Origin of the sequence: Flavimaricola marinus (assembly GCF_900184895.1) — a bacterium.
Lineage (GTDB): Bacteria > Pseudomonadota > Alphaproteobacteria > Rhodobacterales > Rhodobacteraceae > Flavimaricola > Flavimaricola marinus.
On the sequence record NZ_FXZK01000023.1, the window covers coordinates 1 to 23,571 of the forward strand.

22 protein-coding genes and 2 pseudogenes are annotated in these 23,571 nt (G+C 58.6%); 11 read left to right on the top strand and 13 right to left on the bottom strand.

Translation table 11 applies throughout. The features are described 5' to 3' along the window. The 7 genes from LOM8899_RS22025 to LOM8899_RS22055 all read right to left on the bottom strand — a co-directional run. On the bottom strand, positions 1-148 hold a 148-nt coding region (locus LOM8899_RS22025), incomplete at its 3' end, for a transposase (RefSeq protein ID WP_133065091.1). Positions 149-228: 80 nt separating this feature from the next. Beyond that, positions 229-1,392, bottom strand: coding sequence for an alpha-hydroxy acid oxidase (locus tag LOM8899_RS22030; RefSeq protein ID WP_093994395.1), 1,164 nt, complete (start codon positions 1,390-1,392; stop codon positions 229-231). Continuing rightward, positions 1,380-2,123, bottom strand: coding sequence for an SDR family oxidoreductase (locus tag LOM8899_RS22035; protein ID WP_093994413.1), 744 nt, complete (start codon positions 2,121-2,123; stop codon positions 1,380-1,382). Before LOM8899_RS22035 ends, LOM8899_RS22030 begins: the two co-directional genes overlap by 13 nt. A gap of 10 nt (positions 2,124-2,133) precedes the next feature. Next, on the bottom strand, positions 2,134-2,898 hold the full coding sequence (locus tag LOM8899_RS22040; protein WP_093994396.1) for an SDR family oxidoreductase: 765 nt from the start codon (positions 2,896-2,898) through the stop codon (positions 2,134-2,136). Between the two features lies 1 nt (position 2,899). Then, the gene (locus LOM8899_RS22045; protein WP_093994397.1) at positions 2,900-4,210 is read right to left on the bottom strand and encodes a M24 family metallopeptidase; all 1,311 of its coding nucleotides are present in this window, start codon (positions 4,208-4,210) and stop codon (positions 2,900-2,902) included. Between the two features lie 60 nt (positions 4,211-4,270). After that, entirely contained in the window at positions 4,271-5,080 is an 810-nt protein-coding gene (locus LOM8899_RS22050) for an SDR family NAD(P)-dependent oxidoreductase (RefSeq protein ID WP_093994398.1), read from the bottom strand. A gap of 24 nt (positions 5,081-5,104) precedes the next feature. Continuing rightward, positions 5,105-6,844 (bottom strand): extracellular solute-binding protein, encoded by a 1,740-nt coding sequence (locus LOM8899_RS22055; RefSeq protein ID WP_093994399.1) that lies wholly within the window; start codon positions 6,842-6,844, stop codon positions 5,105-5,107. A 310-nt stretch (positions 6,845-7,154) separates the two neighbouring features. Here LOM8899_RS22055 and LOM8899_RS22060 point away from each other — a divergent pair, with 310 nt between their 5' ends. The 7 genes and pseudogenes from LOM8899_RS22060 to LOM8899_RS22090 all read left to right on the top strand — a co-directional run. Further along, positions 7,155-8,123: a sugar ABC transporter substrate-binding protein gene (locus LOM8899_RS22060; RefSeq protein WP_093994414.1), complete on the top strand. Its 969-nt coding sequence runs from the start codon at positions 7,155-7,157 to the stop codon at positions 8,121-8,123. Between the two features lie 77 nt (positions 8,124-8,200). After that, entirely contained in the window at positions 8,201-8,998 is a 798-nt protein-coding gene (locus LOM8899_RS22065) for an SDR family NAD(P)-dependent oxidoreductase (RefSeq protein ID WP_093994400.1), read from the top strand. A 45-nt stretch (positions 8,999-9,043) separates the two neighbouring features. After that, a complete protein-coding gene (locus LOM8899_RS22070; protein ID WP_093994401.1) occupies positions 9,044-10,018 on the top strand; it encodes an ABC transporter permease in 975 nt (324 codons plus the stop codon). Between the two features lie 13 nt (positions 10,019-10,031). Next, positions 10,032-11,033 (top strand): ABC transporter permease, encoded by a 1,002-nt coding sequence (locus LOM8899_RS22075; protein ID WP_093994402.1) that lies wholly within the window; start codon positions 10,032-10,034, stop codon positions 11,031-11,033. Further along, complete coding sequence (locus tag LOM8899_RS22080) at positions 11,030-12,544, top strand: sugar ABC transporter ATP-binding protein (protein WP_093994403.1); 1,515 nt, start codon at positions 11,030-11,032, stop codon at positions 12,542-12,544. The genes LOM8899_RS22075 and LOM8899_RS22080 overlap by 4 nt, the downstream gene beginning before the upstream one ends. Positions 12,545-12,610: 66 nt before the next feature. Continuing rightward, positions 12,611-13,318: a ThuA domain-containing protein gene (locus LOM8899_RS22085; RefSeq protein ID WP_093994404.1), complete on the top strand. Its 708-nt coding sequence runs from the start codon at positions 12,611-12,613 to the stop codon at positions 13,316-13,318. 244 nt (positions 13,319-13,562) lie between these two features. After that, positions 13,563-14,103, top strand: a pseudogene (locus tag LOM8899_RS22090) (transposase); the annotation flags it as partial. Positions 14,104-14,169: 66 nt separating this feature from the next. Here the strand turns inward: LOM8899_RS22090 and LOM8899_RS23955 are convergent. Further along, a complete protein-coding gene (locus LOM8899_RS23955; protein ID WP_370739408.1) occupies positions 14,170-14,688 on the bottom strand; it encodes an ankyrin repeat domain-containing protein in 519 nt (172 codons plus the stop codon). Positions 14,689-15,287: 599 nt separating this feature from the next. On the opposite strand from LOM8899_RS23955, the gene LOM8899_RS22100 reads away from it, so the two are divergent. Then, positions 15,288-15,686 (top strand): recombinase family protein, encoded by a 399-nt coding sequence (locus LOM8899_RS22100; RefSeq protein WP_168770633.1) that lies wholly within the window; start codon positions 15,288-15,290, stop codon positions 15,684-15,686. Here LOM8899_RS22100 and LOM8899_RS22105 read toward each other — a convergent pair. Next, positions 15,683-16,519, bottom strand: coding sequence for a hypothetical protein (locus LOM8899_RS22105; protein WP_093994407.1), 837 nt, complete (start codon positions 16,517-16,519; stop codon positions 15,683-15,685). The two genes, LOM8899_RS22100 and LOM8899_RS22105, sit on opposite strands and share 4 nt — an antisense overlap. A 122-nt stretch (positions 16,520-16,641) precedes the next feature. Continuing rightward, entirely contained in the window at positions 16,642-18,207 is a 1,566-nt protein-coding gene (locus tag LOM8899_RS22110) for a sulfotransferase domain-containing protein (RefSeq protein ID WP_093994408.1), read from the bottom strand. 639 nt (positions 18,208-18,846) lie between these two features. On the opposite strand from LOM8899_RS22110, the gene LOM8899_RS22115 reads away from it, so the two are divergent. Then, the gene (locus LOM8899_RS22115) at positions 18,847-19,245 is read left to right on the top strand and encodes a transcriptional regulator (protein ID WP_093994415.1); all 399 of its coding nucleotides are present in this window, start codon (positions 18,847-18,849) and stop codon (positions 19,243-19,245) included. A gap of 181 nt (positions 19,246-19,426) precedes the next feature. Here LOM8899_RS22115 and LOM8899_RS22120 read toward each other — a convergent pair whose 3' ends face one another. Continuing rightward, complete coding sequence (locus tag LOM8899_RS22120; protein ID WP_093994409.1) at positions 19,427-20,569, bottom strand: DUF4268 domain-containing protein; 1,143 nt, start codon at positions 20,567-20,569, stop codon at positions 19,427-19,429. A gap of 268 nt (positions 20,570-20,837) precedes the next feature. On the opposite strand from LOM8899_RS22120, the gene LOM8899_RS22125 reads away from it, so the two are divergent. Continuing rightward, positions 20,838-20,990, top strand: a complete 153-nt coding sequence (locus tag LOM8899_RS22125; RefSeq protein WP_093994410.1) for a type I restriction-modification system subunit M N-terminal domain-containing protein — start codon at positions 20,838-20,840, stop codon at positions 20,988-20,990. Here LOM8899_RS22125 and LOM8899_RS22130 read toward each other — a convergent pair. Beyond that, on the bottom strand, positions 20,980-21,621 hold the full coding sequence (locus tag LOM8899_RS22130) for a glutathione S-transferase (protein ID WP_093994411.1): 642 nt from the start codon (positions 21,619-21,621) through the stop codon (positions 20,980-20,982). The two genes, LOM8899_RS22125 and LOM8899_RS22130, sit on opposite strands and share 11 nt — an antisense overlap. Positions 21,622-22,351: 730 nt before the next feature. Continuing rightward, positions 22,352-22,579: pseudogene (locus LOM8899_RS22135) on the bottom strand (hypothetical protein); the annotation flags it as partial. A 299-nt stretch (positions 22,580-22,878) separates the two neighbouring features. Between LOM8899_RS22135 and LOM8899_RS22140 the strand changes: the two are divergent. Beyond that, positions 22,879-23,409 (top strand): hypothetical protein, encoded by a 531-nt coding sequence (locus tag LOM8899_RS22140; RefSeq protein WP_093994412.1) that lies wholly within the window; start codon positions 22,879-22,881, stop codon positions 23,407-23,409. Positions 23,410-23,571: the final 162 nt, after the last annotated feature.

Consider the following 23,571-nt stretch of genomic DNA (forward strand, 5'->3'; position numbering starts at 1 on the left):
CGTCGCGCCAACCCAAGCCATTGCGATTGAAGAAGATAATCCCACTCAAAACACGCCTGTCATCAACGCGTGGCTTGCCGTGGGGCTTGGGGAAGAAAGGTGCCAGACACGCCATCTGAGCATCCGTCAGCCGGAAAAGATCAGACATGTTCACCGCTCGTTCTTAGAGCCGTGAATTATGACGCCAGCCGAACATCGATGGGTCCTGAACCTAGTCATTCAACCACCCTAGGATATCGTTCCTTTGACAGCGCTGAGTTGCGAGGGGCCAACGGCCTCGAAGGACGGGATGCCAAGCTGGCCCAAGGCGCGGACGAGTTCCAATTGTAGTATTTCGAACGCGCGCTGAGCGCCGGCGTCGCTGCCTGCACCGACGCCATAGGCAAACGCCCGCCCGGCAAGCGCAAAATCAGCGCCGAGTGCCTTGGCGCGAAGCACATCTACGCCGCGCCGGATGCCACTATCCAGAATGATGGTCATGCGGCCCGCGACTGCCTTGGCGATGGCCGGCAATACTTCGATCGTAGGCGGCCCAAAGGCCACCTGCCGGCCACCATGGTTGGACACGACAATCCCGTCGCAGCCCATTTCGGCGCAGGCCACGGCGTCTTTGCTATGCAGTATACCCTTGACCACGAGCCTGCCCTTCCAACGCTCTCGCAGGCGTTCGAGGTCTTCCCAGGTGAAGCCCGGCGAGATCAGTGTTTTCTGCACATCCGCGTAGGACGGAGCACGTTGCAGGAGGTCGGAATAGTTCGCCACGTTTGGCGTGCCGTGCTTCAAACTGGTCAGCGCCCAACGCGGCTTGGCCATGCATTGCAGGATCACATCGGGGGTAAACCGGAAGGGCACGACAAGCTGGTTGCGGATGTCGCGGTCGCGTTTGCCTGCTGCCGGGACATCGGCCGTGACCATCAATGTCGTGTAGCCCGCCGCCTCTGCCCGTGCGATCAGTCCTTCGGTCACGGTCGCATCGCTGGACACGTAGAGCTGAAACCAACCGTTGCCGTCTGCGGCGTCGGCCAGCTGTTCCAGCGAGGTCGAGGATGCGGAACTGGCCGTATAGGGGATGTTTTGAGCCTTGCAGAGTCGCGCCAGCGTGAGGTCGGCACCGGGCCAAAAGGCGTTGAGCATCCCGATCGGGGCCATGCCGAAGGGGGCGTCGAACATTTGCCCGAACACGGTCGCGCGGGTGTCGATGTCAGACACATCCACCATGTAGCGCGGCGTCAACTCCATCTGCTCGAAGGCTTCCGTGTTGCGGCGCATATTGCGTTCGTTTTCCGCCCCGCCATCCACCAGATCAAACGCAAAGCGCGGGACGCGGCGTTTCGCGCGCAGCCGCAGGTCATCGATGGAAGCCGCGCGCTCCAGCCCCATCAGATTGACCACCCGCCATCGACGGCAAAGGCCTGTCCGGTGGTAAAGGCGGACAAGTCACCCGCCAGATAGCAGACCATTTCCGCGATCTCTTCGGGTTGGCCAAGCCGCCCCATCGGCTGGCGGTCCTTGAAGGCGGCAAGGGCTTTGTCGAAATCCCCGGTCGCGGCCAAGCGACCATTCAGGGACGGGCTTTGAACGGTGCCCGGACAAATCGCGTTGCAGCGGATCCCGTCCTTGACGAAATCGGCCGCGATCGCCTTTGTCATGCCGATGATCGCAGCCTTTGACGCGCCATAGGCAAAGCGGCGCGGTGCGCCTTTTTCGCTGGAGACGATGGAGGCGATGTTGATGATCGAACCGTTCTTGTTGGCGAGCATCCTGGGCAGAACCGCCTTGGCGGTGCGAAACATCGCTTTCGCGTTCAGGTCGAAAGCACGGTCCCAGACATCGTCGTCACAATCGAGGATCGTGCCGTCATGCACCCAGCCCGCGCAGTTGAGCAGGATGTCGACCCGGGGGAGGGATGCCACAAGCGCCTTGATCGCCGCCGCGTCGAGGACGTCCAGAGCGTGGCCCGTGATGTTGGGCGAGGTTTCGGACAGTTCGGCAACCAGGTCGCCGTTCAAATCGGTGGCAACGACACTTGCCCCCCGCGCGGCGAGCGCCTCGGCGCTGGCGCGCCCTATTCCCGCACCCGCTGCGGTGATCAGTGCGGTTTTGCCTTTTAGTGATTGTTCCAAGGTCTCTCTCCTAACGGGCGAGCCAGCCGCCATCGACGGTGACCACGCTTCCGTGGCAATAATTGGCGGCGTCGGACGCCAGAAAAACCGCAGCCCCCGCGATTTCCGAAGGGTCTGCAAAGCGGCCGGCAGGAATGCGTTCCAGCAGCGCCTTCGAGCGGTCCGGATCGTCGCGCAACGCTTGCGTGTTGTCCGTGGCGGTGTAGCCCGGTGCGATGCTGTTGACGTTGACGCCGTGCGGCGCCCATTCGTTGCACAGTGCCTTCGTCAGGCCGACCACCGCGTGTTTGCTGGAGACGTAGGCCGGAACCCGCAAACCGCCTTGCGACGCCAAGACCGAGGACACGATGATGATCTTGCCGGAGCCTTGGGCCACCATCCGCCTGCCCGCCGCCTGCGACAACAGCCACACGGAATCGAGGTTGACCGACAGAACGCGCCGCCAATCGTCCAGCGGCATGTCGGTGCTGTCCGCGCGGTGGATGATCCCGGCGTTGTTCACAAGGATGTCCAACCCGCCCAAGGCGTCGCAGGCAAAGCCGATCACCTCTTCGGCACCGGTCTGATCCATGTCGGCAAAGTCGGCGTTCACGCCGGCACCTTTGACGCCCAACGCGGTGATCTTCGCGAGGGTGTCGTCTGGTTGGTGGCTGCGATAGGTCAGTGCCACATCGGCTCCGGCGGCGGCAAGGCCGAGGGCAATACCCTCGCCGATGCCGGTAGCACCTCCGGTGACCAGTGCTTTTCGACCGGTCAAATCGAACGGGTTGCCCATGTCAGTACCGGTTCGCGATCGGCAGCTCTTCGGCAGGGAAGAGGCTGATGACCTCGCAGCCGGTTTCCGTGACCACGACCTCTTCCTCGATCCGGGCGGCCGAATAGCCGTCGGTGGCGGGGCAGTAGGTTTCCAGCGCGAAGACCATCCCGGTCTTGATCTCCATCGGGTGATCCATGCTGACCGCGCGGCTGATGATGGGCCGCTCGTGCAAGGCAAGGCCCAGACCGTGACCGAATTGCAGCCCGAAGGCCTGGTCCTCGCTTGCAAAGCCGAGTGATTGGGCCGTCGGCCATACCTCGGCCACCTTGTCGGTGGACACGCCCGGTTTGATCATCGCTATGGACGCATCGATCCATTCGCGGGCCTTCACGTAGGCGTCGTTCTGCGACGGGGTCGCGCGGCCGACGTTGAACGTGCGGTAGTAGCAGGTGCGATAGCCCTGATAGGACTGCAGGATATCGAAGAACGCCTGATCGCCCGGCCGGATCAGGCGATCGGTGAAGTTATGCGGATGCGGGTTGCACCGTTCACCGGAAATGGCGTTGATCGCCTCTACGTCGTCTGATCCCATCTCGTAGAGCATCTTGTTGGACAGGGCGACGATATCGTTCTCGCGGATGCCCGGCTTTAGCTCTTCATAGATCATGTGATAGACCCCATCGACCATGGCGGCCGCTTGGGTCAAAAGCTGGATTTCATCCGTATTCTTGATCTCGCGCGCCGCCAGCATGATCTGCTGACCATCGACCACATTCAGGCCTTCCTGTTGCAGCGCGTGAAACATTGCCGTTTCCGCGTAATCCACACCGACGGGCATATCGGCCATGCCGGCGTCGCGGATCAATCCGGCGATCTGCTTGGCATACTTCTGCATCAAGCCGAATTCCGGCGGGATGGTGCCGCGCATACCGACGACGCCGGCAAGGCAGTGGCTCGGCTCCAGCCAGTCGGAATGCCGTTTGTGGTGCTCTGCGGCCGATCCGAAATCCCAGACATAGGGGCTGTCGTCACCGGTCAGCAGGCAGAAGCGGCACATCTTGTCGCGTTCCCATTCGCCGATCTTGGTGGCCGAGACGTAGCGGATGTTGTTCACATCGAACAAAAGCAGCGTGCCCGCGTTCGAGTTTTGCAGGGACTGACGCGTCCGGGCGAGCCGGTACCGACGCAGGCGGTCGTGGTCGATGCGGCGTTCGAAATCCACGGACATATGGCCATGGGCCGGCAGCTTTTCGCGCCATTCCCAATTGGGCTCTAGATCCATTGGTGTGAGCAGGTTCGGCATGAGGGCATTGCCCGGACGTTCTGACATAGAAGTCTCCTTCGGGGCCGTGGCCCCGTTCTGAATTGCAGGTTTGAAAGGGGGCGCCCGTTACTGGATGCACCAGCCTCCATCGACATGGATCATCTGGCCGGTCATGTAGTCGCTGTCGTCCGACACGAGGAAGGACGCGGTGCCGACGATGTCCTTGGGGTAGGACACGCGTTTGATCTGAAGTGCATCACGCACGATATCGTCGTAGGCCTGACCTTCTTTTTCCTTGAAGCCGATATCGACAAGGTCCTTGTCGAGCTGTTCCCAAAGAGGGGTTACGACGACGCCCGGTGCGTAGCCGTTCACGGTGATGCCGTGTTCGGCCAAACCGATTGCACCGCAATGGGTCAAGGCGAGGCAGCCGTATTTCGAGGTGCAGTAGACGGTGACATCCACCAGAGGCTTGCGTGACGCGATGGAGCCCACGTTGATCAGCTTGTAGGGGTGATCGTCCATCGGGCCCTGGGCGATCATCTGGCGTGCGGTTTCCTGCATCCCGAGCCACATCGCCTTGGTGTTGACGTTCATGATCATGTCCCAGTTGTCTTCGTCGATATCCATGAAGAACCGGGGCTTGTTCAGGCCCGCGTTGAAGACGCCCACGTTGATGGACCCGAAGGCTTCGACGGTGGCGGCCACGGCGGCGGCGTTGTCTTCACGCTTGGTGACGTCCATCTTTACGGCGATCGCCTTGCCGTTGCAGGCCGCGTTGATCTCATCAGCGACCGATTTCGCCATGCCGATGTCGAGATCGCCCAGACACACGTTGGCGCCCTGTTCGGCAAAGGAACGCGCGTTGGCCTCACCCATGCCGCGCGCAGCACCGGTGATGAGAATGTTCTTACCTTTGAGGCGGTTGGGGTCCATGTGGGTCTCCTCCTGACGTCATGATTATGTTGGTGGTCCTAGGGTTGCGTCCGCTCTCTCCTGTGCGCGGCGCAATGCGTCCTGCGGGCTGATGATGCCACGCAGCATGTCGTGGAATTCCTCTCCGCAAATCTGGATGACTTCGTTGATCTCGGGGATCGGCGGCCGTGGCCAGAACTGCAGTTCATCGCGCCAGGACATGCCATCGACCGCTTCGAAAATCGGGGACAGACGCCGCACGTCGGGGTCCGAGCCTACGGAATAGCGCGGGTTGGTCCGGCTGCCGTTCTCGACATAGAGCTTTTGTGCCGCGGGGGAGGTGAAGACGAGCAAGGCCTCCACCGCCGCTGCAACGCGTTCCTTTGGCAGGTTGGCCGGTATCCCCATCACATAGCCGCCGACCGGGGCGATCGGTGCCCCGTTTGGCCCTGCGGGGTGAGGCAGATAGCCGGTCTGGCCCTTGGCGGGCGAGGCGTCGTCGAGCTCGAAATAGGGGGCAAGCAGCGTGTAGCCGTAGGCCATTGCGATCCGCCCCGCCGCATAGGGCCGAATGCGTTCGTACCACGACATCGACAGAATATCGGGCGGCGAATAGTTGAGCAGTTCCTTGAGAAATTCCGCCGCTTGCAACGCCGCGGGGGTGTCGATGGTGAAGCGGTACTCGCGGTTGGCGAGGTGCTGGGTGTCAAAGCCGCCGGCATTCGGCGGCAAGTCGAGTATCGGTTGCCCGAAATCCGCCAGTGTCATCAGGACCGTATGACCCAATGCCGTCCCGCGCGCCGCGTTCCACGCAATGCCGTGCAACCCGCGCTGTGGGTCATGCAATGCCTTGGCCGCATCCAGCAAATCCTGTACCGTTGCGGGTGGTTCGAGCCCTTTCCGAGCGAAGAGGTCCTTGCGGTAGAACAGTAGCTCCGGCGTCGTTTGCGCAGGGATGCCATATGCTCGACCGCCCCAGTGAGCGGCTTGCCAGCCTGCGGTGTGAAAATCGGACGGGTCGATGCGGGCGATATCCATGACCTCATCCAGAGGCATCAGGACCCTCTGCTCGGCGAAGCCGCCGACCCAAGGCAAATCAACGGCAATGATGTCGTAGTTGCTCGATTTGCGGCTGGCGTTGCGCATCGTTTCCTCGCGCAGGCGATCGATGGAGAACGCGCGTTGATGAATTTGCGTGCCGATCGTTTGTTCGAATTGGCGTTTGAGGTTGTCCATGACCATGAAGGTCGGATCGCCGTGCACGAGAACGCGTAGCCCCCCAGCCAGTTTGAGCGGCTCGGCGAGGACCTCCATCGGCGGGATCGATTTCGCACTGAGATAGGAGTCGCCGAAATAGTAGTCGGAATTCTCTACGGTCGTGGCGCCCCCGAATTGCGAAGTTGCTAGGCGGTGGACCCGGCTCGCCAGTTGTGTCCATTGATCGAGCAATTGAACGCTGGGATGCAGGGAAAAGCTCTTGCCGGTCTCGGTGCGCGGCCGCTGATCGATCAGGCCCGCCTCCTGCATGTCCTTGATACGGCGATTGGCCGTCGCGTAGGGCGCACGGCTCGCGCCGATCAGGGATGTCATCGTGGCGAGCCGACCTTCCAGATGACCACGGATCAGATGCATGGTGATCCGCAGGTTCGGCGTGGACCTGAACAGCTCGGAGGTGTTCTCCAGCTCATCGCCGAGATCCTCCAGAAAGGACAGAACGCTCAGCATGTCGGCCTTTGCCTTCGGCGGCATGAGGTGACCGAAATTCTCTCCTTTCATGCTATTCATGCCCTTCGCCGCTGCCTTCCCTATCCTGTGGTGGTGGCGCGACTGGCCACGACCGCCTGGTTTATCCATTTTGAGTGATTTTCGAGTCGTCATAAGTTGCTCCTCATCTTGAGGTGGGAATGCCTTCAGGATGTATCTCGAAAATATCCGATATGAATAAAAAAATATCCAAATCGGATTTCATTCCGACGGTTCTACGCTCCGGAACCCGTCATGGTTACGTGGACCATGCCGGTACGCCGAATGGTGATTCCCCCCTTGGGAGAGTGGGGCAGACATGAAGTCCGATAAGTTCTTGGAGGAGCTCACTATGACACTACGCACAACTCTGGCCGCGACCGCCGCGGCGTCCGCACTGACCGTTGCTGGGGCGGCATATGCAGATGGCCACGGCCCGATGCGCATCGGCATCACGCAAAACAATGTCGGGGTCGACAGCTACCAGACCACCTATGAGAAGGCGTTCATTGCGGCGGCAGAAGCCAACGAGAACGTCGAAGTCGTCGTTCTGGACGCTGGAGGCGACGTGGCCCGTCAGATCGCTCAGATGGAAGACCTGATTCAGCAGGAAGTCGATGCCATCATAATCTGGCCGACCAATGGTGAGGCGGTGATCCCGGCCGTGCGCAAGGCGCACTCCGCAGGTATCCCGGTCGTCGTGACCAACTCCAACATCGCCGAGGCGGGCTTCGAGTTCGTCGCGACTTTCTCTGGCCCTGACAATATCACTCAGGGATCGCGTTCCGCCGAGATCATGTGTGATCGGTTCAAGGCCCTCGGCATCGAAAACGAAGCCCGCGTCGTGCAGATTTCCGGCCAGCCCGGCTACACCACCGCCATCGAGCGACAGCAGGGCTTTGACGACCGCCTGCCAGAGGTCTGCCCGAACGTTACGCTGGTCGAGACGCAGCCCGGCGACTGGAACCGCGAGAAGTCTCAGCAGGTCATGGAAGCGTTTCTCGTGAAGTATGACGACATCGACGGCGTCTATGCAGGCGACGACAACATGGGTGTGGGCGCACTGAACGCGGCCCTCGCGGCGGACCGTGCCGAGGGCATCACCTTCGTCGGCGCGACCAACTTTGCCGTCGGCTACGAGGCCATGGAGCGCGGCGAATACTGGGGGTCGATCTACCAGTCTCCCGTTGACGACGCCGAAGCGGCACTTCAATCGGCAATCGATCTGATCAATGGCGAAGAGCTGCCGTTCCTCAACTACTTCGACACGCCGAAGATCACACAGGACAACATGACCGAATTCACGAAGCCTGTGTTCTAATCACTTCCGGTATCGTGGGGCGCTTCGGCGCCCCCTTTTCCATTGTTCACTCATTTCAGTTCTACGGGGTAAGCGTTATGGGGCGTATGACTGGCCGATCCTGTATCGTGACAGGGGCCGCGCAGGGTATCGGGCGCGCGATTGCGGAGGCGTTGCTGGACGAAGGCGCTGACGTCTGTTTTGCGGATATCAACGGCGACAAGGTCGCGCAGGTTGTGAGCGCAAATACCGACAGGGCGGCGCAGCACGGCGGGAAGGTCACCCATGCAAGGGTCGATGTCACTGATCGCGCCTCGGTAAAGGCGATGATCGCGCATACGGTCCAAGTATTTGGCAAGCTCGACGTCAAATTCAACAATGCCGGCGTCAACCGCCCGATGAACTTTCTCGACGTGACCGAAGACAACTGGAATTTCATCATGGGCGTCAATGGCTTGGGTTGCATGATCGGTATGCAGGAAGCGGCCCAGCAGATGATCGCGCAAGGCACCGGCGGCAAGATCATCAACACGGCGTCAATCGCGAGCCGTCAGGGATATGACAATGTCGCACCGTATTGCGCCAGTAAATTCGCCGTCGTGGCGCTGACCCAATCGGGCGCGCGCGATCTGGCAAAGCATAACATCACCGTCACGGGATTTGCGCCCGGTGTGGTGGCCACCGAAATGTGGGAGCAGGTCGATCAGGACCTGATGGAGATTGGTGCCGCAGACCGGCCGGGACAGGCGATGGAGGAGTTTTCATCGGAAATCCTGCGCGGGCGCGTTGCCAAGACAGAGGACATCACTGGAACGACGACCTATCTGGCATCGAAAGATAGCGATTACATGACCGGTCAGATCGTGATGATCGATGGTGGGATGACCTTGGTCTGAGTGAGGAGCCAACATTGGCTTGGCCGAGGTTCTGGGGAGGAAAACATGGCGAGCATGTCGAAAGCAGACATAGGGCGAATCTTGGCGCGGCAGGGCATTCTCATTGCCTTTGCGGTCTTCATCATCGGCTTTACGCTGGCAAACGAACGATTTCTAAGCCCTGACAACGTGATGGGCGTGATCCGGTCGTCCGCCATTCTGGGGGTCATGGCCCTCGGCGTGACATTCGTCGTCATCAGCGGCAACCTCGACCTGTCCGTCGGGTCCATGATGTCGTTCTCGACCATTGTGGTGCTGGATCTGCACGACAAGATCGGTCCTGCGTTGGCCATCCCCGCGATGTTTGCGATGACGCTGTGTCTGGGGGCGTTCATCGGGTTTCTGGTGGGCTATCTCAAGCTGAACTCGTTGATCGTGACCTTGGGCATGTTGTCTGCGATCCATGGCCTGACGCTGACCTATTCGGGCGGCCAGAACATGGATATCGTCGACAAGGAAGGCACTTGGTTCGGCGTGTTCGGCCAAGGATCGGCACTTGGAATTCCTGTGCCCATTCTCATTTTCGTGGCCTTGGCGGCGCTTTTGGGGATCGTTTTGGCGAAGACGCCTTTCGGGCGCAAAGTCTACGCGGTCGGAGGCAACGGGACGGCCGCGACCTTCTCGGGGATCAAGCGCGCCCGCGTGGTCTTTCTTTGCTATGTGATGTCGGCGTTCTGCGTGGCCACGGCGGGACTCATCCAGGCGAGCCGGTCGCTGGGGTCGCAGAACACCGTTGGCCAAGGGCTGGAGCTCGATGTGCTCGCCGCCGTGATCCTGGGCGGCGCGTCGTTGCTTGGTGGATCCGGGACCATCTTCAAGACCGTCATCGGCGTGCTGATCCTTGGATTTATCCAGAACGGTCTGCTGCTGGTCGGCCTTCAATTCTATGTCCAGTTCGTCGTGACATGGGTCATCATCATACTTGCGGTCTGGCTCGATATTGCGGCCAAACGCGGCAAGCTGTGGTCAAACATCGCGTAGGGGGAGCGGAAAGATGGAAGCTGGAAAACTGTCCAAATTTCTCAAGAACGGCGCGATTTGGGGCTTTATCGTGCTTGAGCTGATCTTCTTCAGCGTGGCGGGCGAGTTCTTGTCGTTGTCCGACAAGGCGTTCATGGATGCCGACAACATGCTGTTGCTGCTCAAGCAATCGGCGCCTATCGGCATCATCGCCATGGGCATGACGATCATCATGGTGAACGGCAATATCGACCTGAGTGTCGGCGCGATCTTTGCCTTGTCGGCCGTCATATTGCTCGACAGCATGACGTGGGAGGTCTTTGCCGGCCTAGGCGATTGGGTCATCCCTGTGTCTTGGGGGCTGGCCTTGCTGACGGGGATCGTCCTGGGCGCGATCAACGGGTTGATCGTCTGGAAGACGGGGGTCGATGCATTCATCGTGACACTGGGGTCGATGCTGGGCTTTCGCGGGCTGGTGTTCATGTACAACGGTGAAAACCCGACTTCGAGCCTCAACTGGACCTTGGTGGACTTTGCCGAGGCGCAGTTCCTGGGGCTGCATACGGCCACATGGTTTCTGGCCGTCGTCACCCTCGTGATCTGGTACGTGATGACCCGCACAGTCCATGGGCGCAACGCCTATGCCATCGGGGACAACCGCGAGGCGGCGGTGAACGCCGGCATCAAGGTTGGCCCGCACATGTTGATCAATTTCATGATCATCGGCTTTCTGGCGGCCTTGTCGGCGGTGGTCTTCTATTCCGAATCCGGCTCGGTCAATCCAAACGATGGCCAGCTCTACGAGCTATGGGTCATCACGGCCGTGGTTCTGGGCGGCACGAAGCTGACGGGTGGGTCGGGATCCATCATCTCGACCTTGGGCGGGGTTCTCGCGATCCAGTTGCTGCGCAAGGGCCTGGGCCATATCGGTGCGGACACGTCGACCGTCAACCTGGTGATCGGTCTGATCCTGATCGCCGTCCTGTTCCTTGACCGCCAGTTGAACACCAAGGGCAAAGAGGAGTTGAAGATATGACCGACAAGACACCCGCTTTGCGTCTGGAAGGGATCGTCAAGACCTTTCCCGGTGTCCGCGCTCTTGATGGCGTTTCATTCTCGGTGATGCCCGGCGAGGTCCATGCCTTGATGGGGGAAAACGGTGCCGGAAAATCGACCTTGATGAAGGTTCTGGGCGGAATCTATCAGCCCGAGGAAGGCCAGATCATTGTTGAGGAAATGCCGACCGTCATGACCTCGCCCTTGCAGGCCAAGTCCAAGGGAATTGTCTTCATTCATCAGGAGCTCAGCCTCGCGGAAGAGCTGACAGTTGCTGAAAACATCTACTTGGGCGAACTGCCCCGCCGCTCCTTCGGTCGGGTCGACTGGGCCAAGCTTTATGCCCAGACCGATGCGATCCTTGAGAAGTTGAAGGTGGGGTTCAACGCGAAGACGATTGTCGGTGATCTGTCCATCGCCAACCAACAGATGGTCGAGATCGCACGCGCGCTGACCGTGGATGCGAAGGCCGTCATTTTTGACGAGCCCACGGCCTCTCTGACCGACGCCGAAAAGGTCGTTTTGTTCGATGTCATTTCCGACCTGCAAAGTCAGGGTGTGGGCATCATCTATATCTCTCACCGGATGGAAGAGATCTTCAAGATCACCGACCGGATCAGCGTTTTGCGCGACGGCTCCTATCGCGGCACGCTGGAGACCCGTGCCACGAACGAAGAAGAGGTCACGCAACTGATGATCGGCCGCGCGCTCGATCTGTCGCGCAATGTGAGCCATCACGAGATGGGCGATATCGCCCTTGAAGTGCGCGGCCTTTCTTGCGGCGATTTGTTTAAAGACGTGAGTTTCGAGGTTCGCCGAGGCGAGGTCTTGGGGTTCTACGGATTGGTCGGAGCAGGCCGCACGGAGATCGCGGAGACCTTGTTCGGGCTGCGCGACCCAAGTGCCGGCACAATTCTGTTGGACGGCGAAGAGGTGCGCATCTCCTCCCCCGCGGATGCCATCGGCAAGGGCATTTCTTTGGTTCCGGAGGACCGCAAGGGCCAGGGCCTCGTGCTGGGTATGAATTGTCGCGACAACATGACCCTGCCGCAGGTGGGCAATCTGTCTTCGGGCCCTTTTGTGGCCACCGGCGCTGAGACCGATATTTTTGAGAAATACAAGGAAAAGCTCGATATTCGCACACCGGGCTGGAAGCAGACCGTCGGCAACCTGTCGGGCGGCAATCAGCAGAAGATCGTTATCGGTAAATGGCTGTCGATGCATCCCAAGGTGCTGATCGTGGATGAGCCGACACGCGGTATCGACGTCGGGTCCAAGTCCGAAATTCACAACCTGATCCGCGAATTGGCGGCGCAAGGCTATGCTGTCATCGTCGTCAGTTCCGAGATGCCCGAGGTGCTGCATGTCAGCGACCGGATCGTTGCGATGTTCTCTGGCAAGGTGATGCGGACGTTCACTTCCGAAGAGGTGACCGAGGAGAACCTCATTCAAGCGATCTCAGGGATCGCCGCCACCGACAAGGTCGCCTGAGATGCGCATAGGCTTTGCCACCCGCGCCCTAGCCTCGATGCTGTTACCCATGGGAAAGGAAGCGCCATGAAAGCGGCATTGTTCGTTGGCGGCTGGGAAGGCCATACGCCGACCCATTTTTCGGATTGGTACAAGGAACTGCTGGAAGCCAACGGCTTTGCGGTCGATGTCTATGACACGTTGGAGCCGCTCGCGCGGCCGGAACAGTTGGGCGATGTCGATTTGATCACGCCGATCTGGTCGTCGGCACGCTCGGGTCACCAAGAAGAATTCGGCAACATGACCAAACTGCAAGAGGACGGTCTGTTGAGGCTGATCGCTGACGGCTGCGGGATTGCGGGGTGGCACGGGCACATGGGCGACGCTTTCCGCGATCGGCCGACCTATCATTTCCTGATCGGTGGTCAATTCGTGGCGCACCCACCGGGATGGCCCGACAACCTGCAGCCGAGAGAAGACTACGTCGACTACGATGTGACGATCTGCAAGCCAGACGATCCGGTCGTTCGCGGCATCAAAAGCTTCCGCCTGACGACCGAGCAATACTATATGCTCGTAGATCCATCCAACGACGTTCTGGCGACCACGACATTCTCGGGTGATCATCTGTGGTGGATCGAAGGCACCGTCATCCCTGTCGTCTGGAAGCGCCGCTGGGACAAGGGCCGCGTTTTCTATTGCTCAATCGGCCACGAACTGGACGACCTGAGAGTGCCGCAAGTCACCGAGATCATCCGCCGCGGGGCGTTGTGGGCGGCGCGCGGCGCAGCTTGATTTCACCGAATGTGCGAACCGACTGCGAGAGCATGATTTGGAGTCTCTCCGCGAATGCGCACCCGTCGCAGAGCAATCTGGGCAGTTGGTTGCCACGTGCTGGGTGCGTACCTAGTCTGGAATAATTCCGGTTAAGACTTGTGATACATTGCGACCTTAAGTTCTCCAGATTTTACCCGTGACCTGCTCCCCTGAGAAGTCCTTGATTTGATGTTGGCCTGTTCTCCAACTGAGGAGACAGACGATGAAGAGAAGCCGGTTCAGCGAAGCGCAGATCATTGGCATTTTGGAGGAACACCAGGCGGGCATGAGTGCGCCGGATCTGTGCCGCAAGCACGGGATCAGCGACGCGACCTTCTACAACTGGCGACGCAAGTACGGCGGCATGGGGGTCGCCGATGCGAAGCGGCTGAAGGCGCTCAAGGCCGAGAATGCGAAACTCAAGAAGATGTTGGCCGAGCAGATGATGGATGTAGCCACGCTGAAGGAGATGCTCGGAAAGAACTTCTGAGGATGAGCCATGTCGCGCCATTGGTCCGAGCGACAATGGCGAATGTTCGAGGAGGAAGGCTGTGGACTGGGCCATGAAGGAAAAGAGCTACTCGCAGCGGCGGGCCTGTGCCCTGGCCGGGATCGATCCGCGCGTCTACCGGCGCAGGTCGGCGCGCCCGGCAGACACCGAGCTGCGGACAAGGATGAAGGAGCTGGCGTCCGAGCGTCGTCGGTTCGGGTATCGTCGCCTGCACATCCTGCTGAAGCGCGAGGGCTGGGACCTGAGCCCCAAGTTTCCTCCACCTTGCGGAGAGTCCTTGGGTTTTAGTTGATGGCCTTACCTGCGGCTCCTTTGAATGTCAGCTCAGAAAGATACTGGAATGGCATGGCGCATCCGCAGCGAATGTCGGCTTCCCGCCGATCGCGCTGAAATAACTTGGCTGGTCTAAAATCCCGACTGGACTTCTATGGGCGTGGAAGCAGTATCGGTCGTGCGCGCGAGCATCTATATCCGCACCACCCAGCAAAAGCGCAGCGACCACGTCTGCCGCGTTTCGCTGTTGGGACGCCAAATGCAGTGCCGTGGTCCCCGTTGTCCTCATGAGCCAATCGCGATCGCCTCGTATCCAAGCATCCACCTCAGAAACATAGTTCAGCATCGATGTGATTGTATCGCCTCGACTCGCGTGAGCCGCTGCCACATGTAACGCCGTTTGTTTATCTATATTGCGAAGTTCCGGATTTGCACGCATACGCATAAGGATTCGGATTATTGCTGGTTCAACATCCGCAAGGCTCGCCAAATGAAGCGGTGTATTGCCGTCCGGATCCCTTCTATTGATGCTCTTTTCGTCCAGACACCGCCCCACTTCACCCACCGTTGCTTCGGCGTAGAACGCTGCTATCCTAATGTTTTAGCAGTCTGAGTTTGGCGCCTGAGCGCCGATTGAGGTGCCAAGACCTGCAAAAGTAAGAGTGATCGTCAGTAGGTGGAAATAGTGCTGACGTAGACTGTCCGAACCGATCGCCAGAAATTGCTTTATCAATTGAGATCGCTGCATCGACATCAATTCTTCCTCACGCATCAGGCCACGGCGCTATGATTGACTGACCAAGAGGCGATTTCAATTGAGTTATTGGGCAGCGAAGGATTTGCATTGAAACGTGGCCGTAGTCCTGATTGCCCGTGCTGTCAGGAGGAATGACGCGCTCATCCAGGGACGCACGGATGAGCACACAATCATTGACGTCCTAGAAAAACAGAGCTGCGCCTTCGGGATGCGCAGTGGGTTCGGAGCGCCGGGGCGGATCAATTCTGCCGCTTCTGGACCGCCGTCTGGTCTGTTGTCGGGTGAAATCGCAGACGAAAGATCAGGCACTGGATCGCCCCCAAAGGACCCATCGGGTGCAACAGCACTGACCCGCCCCTCAATCGACTCTTAGCCATATGATATACTTGCAAATAGGAGACTCGACGATGCCGATACATGGCGATCATTTTGCAGTTTGCCTAGAGAGAGCCGAAGGCCGTGGCCGGAAAAGCCGCCGCCGGCCGAAAATCACTATGATTGGCTATACACGGGTCTCGTCTGATCGTCAGGGCCAGGACGGTGACAGCCTTGAGCAACAGGAGATCGCGATCCGGGCATACGCGCATGAGATGAGTTTGGACCTCCACAGTATCGGTCAGGATATCGCACAGGCAGGCGACCGGCCCGTGAAACGCCCTGACCTGCTCGACGTGATCTGCAGTATTAAAGAACTGCGTCGCCTCGACCCTCCAGCAAAGGTCGGCGTCCTCGAGACCAAGATTAATCGGCTCGGTCGCAGAGGCGACTGGAGCGACTTCAACCCGAGAGGAATTATGAGGGGCTAGACCTCTGCCTCGGTGACCGCTGCGCGCTCTTGCCAATAGGCCGCTTTTTCCGGGGCGTGCTGTTGGTTCTGCGCCACCAGACGATAAAGATCAGCCTGAAGCCGACGCAACATGGCGCTGTCGGGTTTCATCGGGATCGCAGCCTCAATCGCCTCAGGCGTGACGAACCGGGCAAGCAAATCGCGCTTGCCATGCTTCCCCGCTATATTCGCCACCCCTGCCCACCAGCGCTCCAGCTTGCGACGTTGCCGTATGGCCCCGTGGATTGTGGCCTGCACCTCGGCTGGAGGCAGTCCATCGAGCACCGCCAGCGACACCGGTTTGAGCGCATCGAGTTGTTGCAGCCATGCCGGGACCTTGTGACCGACGAAGGGGAAATTGGCGAAGTGGTGGCCGCGCAGCCGGTCGACCTGCATGAAGTCGTTCTTTTCGTAGCGGTCGGCGATCACATAGACATCGCCCTGAGTAGTTTCGGCGGCATCGCGGTAGCGACCAGTCCAGTCCTCGGCCCGGCCTAGGGCGAAGCGTGTCTCCCACGGGACAAGATCGCGAGCCAGCGTGGTCTGTGGGTTTAGCGACAAGACCTCGGTGGCCCGCATCGCCCGGGCAAAGGCCAGCGCCCCATAGCCGCCCATGCTGCCGCCCATTAGCACTACTCGGTCAAACCCGGAAAACAGAGCATGCTCCGCCTCAATCCAGTCAAAGAGGTCCGGCCTGCGATACCAGTTCGGCTGCTGCGGCTTGATGTAAAGGACGCTCTCAGGCCGGCAGCGGAGGAATTTCGCGCTCCAGCCGGGGCGGTCGCGCGACGGGTTGCGCAGGCAGGCGGTCATCGGCTCAAAGGTCACAACAAGCGTAGGGCCAGGCTTTCGAACTAAATCCAGCCGGTAGTTCTCAAGATCAATTGTGGTCACAGACTGGGCAGCGACCGCAACATCAGGGGCGGACTTGCGACTCACCAATAGCCTAGCTTTTCTCCCAACCAGCCGTGACGTTCCATGAACACCCCCTCCAACCGGTCAGTGAAGTAGTTTTTCCAGTCGCCGCTCACTCCTTTTCTGTAATGGTGCGAGGTATCTTCCTGGCCTGCTTCACGGCCCGTGATCCTAGTAAAATCTGTCCGGGCGCGTAGTGCCTCTAGGGTTGCATCGTCCAAGGACAGCCCGCACGGGGCAATCATCGCGATTAAGGTCGCGTTGAAGTCCGTCAGCAGTTCTTCATAGCGGATCTGTTGCCTCAAGGTCCACATTTGATCATCCCAAGTTCGCAATTGTCGACCCATCGGAAAACTATCCACCATTAGGATCATGCCGTCTTCGACTGAAAGGGTGTCGGCCTTGTGACGAAACGCTTTGATCTGATCGCCGTTGTTCTTGTGAGACTTGAGCCAAGACCAATAGTTCGACACCAACGCATCTCTGGGATCGCGGACAAAATGCATCACAGGCTGCGAATCAAGATCAATATTCGGCATAGATCCTTTAAAGGCATTCACATTCAGAAGAATGTGCGGCGCTGATTCTGTGTAGGCGTCGCCGCCAGTGTCATGCAGCCTCTGTCTGCTGTGGACGTTGGCGAACCCATCTGACGCCAGAACCTCAAAGATACTTCGGATCCAGTTTGTTGCACATTTGTGATGTGAGAGAACAACAAGGTCATATTGGTTGGGTGATGCCTGTGTGCTGCTCCTGTCCGCCCGCAGTGCTGCGACTGATTTGTCGTTGCGAAGAGGCGCAGTCTGGAGCTCCGCCAAAGGCTGAGGCGCAGTCGGCTGTGAGGTGGACCCGTGCGCGGGCGCACGGGCTATCTGCGATAGCGATTTGCCCGTCTTTTGAAAGCCCATGAACAGCGACACGCTCTGGGATGCGCACCGCATCTCGGTGAGCGTGGCGTTCGTCTGCCCCCATTTCCACATGGTCAGGTCGGGGTTCGTTCCCATGTTCGATTGGAACAGCGGCTGGGTCGCTGTCGTCTCTTCCATCGGGCTCACATCCGGGCGCGACAGCCAGCCTGCATAGGTATCCAGTTTTCTCTGGTTGGCCGGATCAACACTGTCGCCGACATACATGCTCATCGCGTGATAACAGACGCCGCCCGGTTTCAGGATACGGAGCAGATCATTGATGAAGGCAACGGTGGCGGTGTGCGGCACATGCTCGACAACGCTGACCGAGAAGACCACGTCGAAACTGTTGTCGGCCAGATCGGAGTGATACTCCCCCAGATAGGCCGGCACATTGGTGACCCCGTCGATGATCTGTTCGGTCCGCGGCCCGCCGAGCTGACCGTTGAACTTGTCGACGTTGCAGCAAGTGTTGTGCTCGGCCAGCCGGGGCAGAATGCGCGACGCCCCGCCGCCGATCTCGGCAATCCGCAGACCCGTCACATCGCGCAGCCGCTCGTAGACGGCCATGTCCTGCCAGGTCTTGAGGTGAATCTGCGGGTCCGCCCAACCCAATTCCGTGTGCAATCCGGCATCCAACTGACGCCAGATATCGGCTTTGGTGATGAATTTCAGCATACCGGCCCCAGATTTGCAATGTGACTAGCAACCCGCACTGCGAATGGCAAGAGGGCCAATCAGACGTTTCCAGCAACTTCCATCCGATTTATCGAGCTACTCCCCATTTATTGAACAGAATCTGGCGCTATCTAAATTACTTGAGGCACCAATTGATCGAGTATATTTTGATTTCTCTGCAAGTGGATCGCAGCTGTAGGCGTGCCGCCAAGGGCGGAATGCTGGTTTTTGTGAATTATAAGTTCATCATTTTCTGACGCCTTGCTACGCATCTGATCCGGTTTCTCAGTCATTTAGGTAGACGCAATCAGATCTTAGTTGTCGCCGGAGCCGTTCGTTGAAGATATTGTCGACAAAGTGGGCCTTGCCATCCATTGAAATGCGGGTGCCTGACCTGCTCAGCGAATCCGTCCAGGTAAAAGCGTGAGTTGTTTGCCTTAATTTGCATCGATGATCTGTGGCAAACCAAATCTGTGGTTGGCCTGCTTCAGGGCGTCGGCGCAGAACTCCACCTTGAGCTTGTTTGACAATGCCCAAGTATCGAGGAGGAAGGCACAGGCAGGTCCCAAGCAGCCCCAACAAGCCCATAGCTATAACTATAGAACAGCTACGTCGCTGCGTTCAGCTAAGGCTCTCACCATGAACAAACCCTACGCAAATTCTCGCTTGGCCAAGTATCTCGATAGGCGCGTCCTTGAGCTTCGACCCAAGCAGTCGCAAGCCGAGATTGCGGCACTGGCCGGGTTCGCAAACCAGAACATGATCACCATGCTCAAACAGGGCAGCGCCAAGGTCCCACTCGACAGGGTGCCGATGCTTGCGGCGGCACTGGAGGTCGATCCGCGGTATCTGTTCAGGCTGGCACTGGAGCAGGAAGGTTTCGACACGCAGCGGGCTGCTGTCGAGGAGATTTACGGTGCGATCGTCAGCCGAAACGAGGTGGCTTGGCTAGATGCCCTGCGAGATGTGTCTGGGCATAGCGATCCAGCGCTGACGGCAAGGTCTCGCGTGGCGCTTCGGGGGATCTTCGGGAAATGAGTAGCGAGTATCAAGGTTTCACGCTGCCCGACAGACGACCGCTTAGTGAAGCTGAATGGCAGTGGATTGAGTCGCTCAGATCAATCTTTGGGGCTGATTTGCCTCCGGTGACCCTTGCCACGGCACAGGCGCTTCAGATTGCTTTTCGCAGGTAGCGGTCAGCGAAATACCTGGGCGTCAATCAACCAAGTCGAACGGAATCCCCAGATCGCGCTTGGGTCGCCAACTTGCGAACTGGCTCGGCAAATGCTTGCTCCATCTGCCGATAATGCTCTGCGAGCCACTCGATCATGTCGGGCCAGTTCTCCTTTGTGTAGCCCTGAACCGGCTGCTTGCAGGAAATGATACTGACCTTCTTGTCGTCCATGCGTCGCCAGTCCAGAGGTGTATCGATTTTCGTATCATACTGATTGGCATTTGCTGCCAATTGGTCGAACAGCCCTTTGTTCTTTTCAGCGTTTGAGCGGTTCAGTTGAAGTTCGACCCGGATTTCATGCCGCAGAAAGATCAGCACCAGATTGCAGGACGATGCGCCGGTGCTGGATGTCAACCAGTGGTCCTTGCTTGCGCCAATATTTTGCCATCGCTCGAGCCCGCGAGACTGGAATGTCTCCAGCAATCGCTCCCAGAATTCTTGGCGAACCTCGTGGCTCCAGCGTTGAACGCCCTTTGCCGACTTTTCCTCGGTTTCCTTCTCAGCCATGCTGATCATGAAATCGGCAGCCTCGGGCGTCGGGATGACGGGCTGTATGTCCACAAAGAGCTCATCGGCAAAGACATAGGGCACGACCTTGAAGCATCTGGCATCGATGCGGTGCTCTCGAAGCCAGAGGACCGTGGATGTTACCTCCTTGCGAAACTTCGCGGCTATGAAGATGAGTCTCTGGCTTTGGCCGGCGTTCAGCACGACTTCATCCATCTCCTCAACTTCAAGGAATTCGCAAACCAAGGAGACGGCACTACCACCCCCGCGATATCTGTTCAGATATGATTGAAAGATATCGATGATCTGCGTTTTGGTCAGGCTTGAAACGTAGGCCGCATATTTGAGTGCCTGCCAAGCGACATCGCGACCGGAATCGTCGAGCTTGTTCTCGATCACAACCAGCTGACCGTCTTTGTCCAGAGCCAGTAGGTCCAGCCGCTCACGGGTATCTGCGAAACCGTCGAACTCTTTTTGGATGATGAGCAGGTCCTCTCCCAACGCATCCGGCTGGTTGGCGAGCCACTCCTGCAAATGCTCCCGTTCGCGCAGAGCCAAATCTGAGAAGCGCCGTTCTTCCAACTTGCGCAGACGGTTCTCTGAGCGATTCACTTGGAACATTCACTAGACCTCAAAAATAGACATTCCGCGCTCTTTGGCAGCTCTCGAAATACAATTACGCACGACTGCCGCGATGTCACCATTAGAACGACACCGATCCTAAGCCTGTCATCTCATCGCCGCGTCGGTCGACAGTAAAACGTGCTCGGAATTTAGGCTTCTCAACAGGCTGCGTCTGCTGCTCGAGGGTGTAGGGCTGATTCATCATTACTCGTTGCTCCCATTAACCCAGACAACTACGCTCGGCGAAAAAAGCTAGGTGCACCGCATGCTCACGGGCACCATTCGCTCACAAGTCGACCAAATCTGGAACGCATTCTGGTCCCGTGGGGTCTCAAATCCGATTTCGGTTGTCGATCAACTCACTTTGCTGATGTTCATCAAGCGGCTCGATGATCTTCACCGACCTGTCACGGTTTGATTCCGAACCAGCGTGGCCCGTCGCCTTCGGCCCACGGCGGGTATTTGACCATCACTTGCGCGAAGTCTTCGCTTTGCGTGAACCGATCTAGCCAGTCGATCAGACCCGGCCAGTCTTGTGCCTCGAACCAGTCGCGATCCGTGTTGGCAAACTGGCGCACAAACGGCAGGAGTGCGAGGTCAGCAAGTGTTGGCCGGTCGCCGAAGAGCCAAATCTGTCCGCGAAGGCGTGGATCGAGGTCAGCTAGAAGCACGGCGGCTTTGTCGCGCTCGATCGTGGCATCCAACTCAGGGAACCGTGTGGCGTATTTTGTATGGTCCAACGCTGCCTTGAACGGCCCGTCGTTTGCCTCGATCAGGTCCCAGCCCTCTTGAGGCATGCTCAAGAGGCATTGTGGATCCCGCTGTTCAAGGGCCCAGATCATGATGTCGAGGCTCTCGTCCAGAACCCTGTCGTTCAAACGAAGGGCCGGAACGGTCGCAGTGGCTGAGGTTTCCAGGAAGGCCGCCGGCTTGTCTCTTAGTAGTATTTCGCGAAGTTCAAGGCAAACCCCTGCGCTCTTCACGGCCAGACGGGCCCGTATCGCGTAGGGACAACGACGAAATGACCAAAGGATCGGATGTTGAGACATCCCCCAAGCTAAGTAGCGTTTGGCTGGCCAGTCAATCTCTCTGCCTCATATCAAAAGCGGACCAATGGGTTGGGGGCACCCGGCTCGTCCGTGGTCTCAATGTCGTATAGTCAAAACTGTGCTTTGAGGTGCTCCGCCCTATGGTTCAAGTCTCACAATTAGTGCCCCTAGACAGGTGGAATCTGCTGAGGGAAGGCTGTGCTTTATGAGTGAGGATGCAACGGCGAGCGAAGCCAAGCGTCTAAAATAATCCATTGGACCCTTCAAGAGCCGCTGCAATACAAGAGCGAGCCATTTCCCGCGCTCGCTCCAATCAAATTGACACACACCGGCGGATCTTGAGAATTGAGGAGTTCTTGGAGTAGCACCTCGAGGTTCGGACATTGTGATGGAGCTGTTGAGTGCCGCCACTGACATCTGGACTTTGAGTTTCCTCAAGGAGCGCCTTAGAGGGGCGCTCAGAGCGCGTCTCGGACTTCGCTCGACTTGATGAATGAAAACAAGTGAGGGCCCTGTGGCCCCCCTATCTGAGCCGTTGCAGGTCTGTAAGCCACAGGGGCCGGCCGCTCATCGAAGCGCAATCAAAAAGTTGCTCTCTTGCCCCGAAGAATGAAAGTAGCGAGGCCCGGATACCTCTATTGGCTGCTGAGGCATTTTTGGCTTTCAACAGCGTGAGCGAACCGATGCGCAAAGACCGTGAGCCGCTCAACACGCAAATTGAATTCCCCGCTCAGGCTGAGTTCGACAAACATTGAGCATCGACGAGGAAAGCTTCCCACGCCGCCATCATGTCTCGACGGCGATCCAACATGTCGCTGCGGCGATAAGCCCGTTCCACATCGCTGCCGACTTTGTGTGCCAGCGCGATTTCAGCCATCTGTGATGGAAAGTTCGTTTGCTCGGCCACCAAGTCTCGAAATGTGGATCGCAGGCCGTGGGGCACGGCGGGCTGCTCGGAGGCGTCGTGGATCGAGCCTTTGCGGTTTGCTCTTCGGGAAGAAGGGCTAGAGCCACGCCATCTGCTCCTTGGTCAGCCAGAAGAGATCAGACATGTCGCTGCTCGTCTTTCGAACCCTGATTTTTGTAGTCCAGCGGAAATCAATGGGTCCTGAGCCTAGGGACCTTCTCGCGCATCCCGCTGAAGGAACGTAATATTTTTGACATCCGGGAGGAACTGGAGAAAACGCTACACGGGATAATGAGTAGGCGGCTGCCTAATGAATTCTTCGCCAATAGGCGAAACTGGGGACCGAAGACATGAGTGTTAGCACGATTAGCCTGACCCGGTTGAAGGACCATGTTGCCGCCTATGATGACACCCCGCGGCGTACTTTGGCGCTTGAACATCGTACCGGCATCGGCAGTGGTTTTCACGGCAAATGGTATCGGAGCCAGCGAGAGCACTTGTTGGGATGGCTCGTGGTCCAGGAAGCGCAAGCACGGAAGAAGGGGGAAGACCCCGCGACCGTCGATGCGCGGGGCATGTGGGGGCGGCTCAAATGTAGCCCGCTGATGTTCTGGTTGGCGGAATCGGCCGGTGTCGCACCTGACCTTCTGGATGACGCTGAGCTCGCGGCCGTTGAGGCTGCACTGATCAATCCCACGGACGGCGATCCACATGGAAAGCTGATGCGACAGGTGTTGCCATGGGAGGTCGTTTCCCAGGCCGTCCATTCAGGCCCTGACGACCATGAGCCCGGAAGCGGCACGATCGCTGCTCGACAGGCTTTCGACAGGCTGACCGACAAAGTTCATACCTATCGTGGGCTGCGGGAGTGGGCCCAATGAGTAACAGTGTGATCTTTGGCCGCACCATCCTACACTGGCGTGCCCCCATCGGGTGGTCCGGTTTGATTGTTAGTGCATCGTGGGCCTCTGGTCCATTGTGACGATGCTTTCTGGCGCGGGTGGGCGATAGCCTAGTGCGCTGTGCGGCCTGACGGTGTTGTA